Here is a 908-nt window from a genome sequence, read left to right on the forward strand (position 1 = left end):
GCGGAGGGGCCGCGGAGGGTCGGCAGGGGGGCTCAGCCGTTGCCCGAGGCCAGCTCACGGCTGCGGTCGCGGGCGGCTTCCAGGGCCGCGATCAGGGCGGCCCGTACGCCGTGGTTCTCCAGTTCGCGGATCGCGCTGATCGTGGTGCCCGCGGGTGAGGTGACCGCCTCGCGGAGCTTGACGGGGTGTTCGCCGCTGTCGCGGAGCATCACGGCGGCGCCGATGGCGGCCTGCACGATGAGGTCGTGGGCCTGGGCGCGCGGCAGGCCGAGCAGGATGCCGGCGTCGGTCATGGCCTCGACCAGGTAGTAGAAGTAGGCCGGACCCGAGCCGGAGAGCGCTGTGGCGGCGTCCTGCTGGGATTCCGGGACGCGCAGGGTCTTGCCGACGCCGCCGAAGATCTCCTCCGTATGGGCGAGGTGGGTCGGGGTCGCGTGGCTGCCCGCGCTGATGACGGACATGCCCTCGTCGACCAGGACGGGGGTGTTCGGCATGACACGGACGACCGGTGTGTTCGGAGCGAGCCGTTCCTCGATGAACGCGGTCGGGATACCGGCGGCGGCGCTGATGACCAGGCGGTCCGGGGCGACGTGCGGGGTGAGCTCGTCGAGGAGGCGGCCCATGTCCTGGGGCTTCACGGCGAGGATCAGGGTGTCGGCGCGCTTGGCGGCGTCGGCGTTGCTGACGGAGTCGACGCCGTAACGGGTGCGCAGCTCCTCGGCGCGTTCCGGGCGGCGGGTCGTGACCAGGAGGTTCGCGGGGTTCCAGCCGGCGCGGATCATCCCGCTCAGGAGGGCTTCGCCGATCTTGCCGGTGCCGAGGACTGCGACGGTGTGGGTCATGCGGTCACCCTCCGGGTGGTGCGGGGTCTCTCCGTGGTGCGGGGTCTGGCCTCGTCATCCTCGCAC

The 908-nt window shown here is 72.2% G+C and carries 1 protein-coding gene; it reads right to left on the bottom strand.

Features of this window, described 5'->3' with window-relative positions:
• Positions 1–32: 32 nt before the first annotated feature.
• Positions 33–842, bottom strand: a complete 810-nt coding sequence (gene proC, locus ACJA3G_RS37750) for a pyrroline-5-carboxylate reductase (RefSeq protein ID WP_406557512.1) — start codon at positions 840–842, stop codon at positions 33–35.
• Between the last annotated feature and the right edge of the window lie 66 nt (positions 843–908).

This window comes from Streptomyces sp. YS-3 (assembly GCF_045257485.1).
Taxonomy (GTDB): Bacteria; Actinomycetota; Actinomycetes; order Streptomycetales; family Streptomycetaceae; genus Streptomyces.

Bases quoted from the DNA above. Each gene is read 5' to 3' on its own strand.
- proC (WP_406557512.1), bottom strand. From the start codon at position 842: ATGACCCACACCGTCGCAGTCCTCGGCACCGGCAAGATCGGCGAAGCC.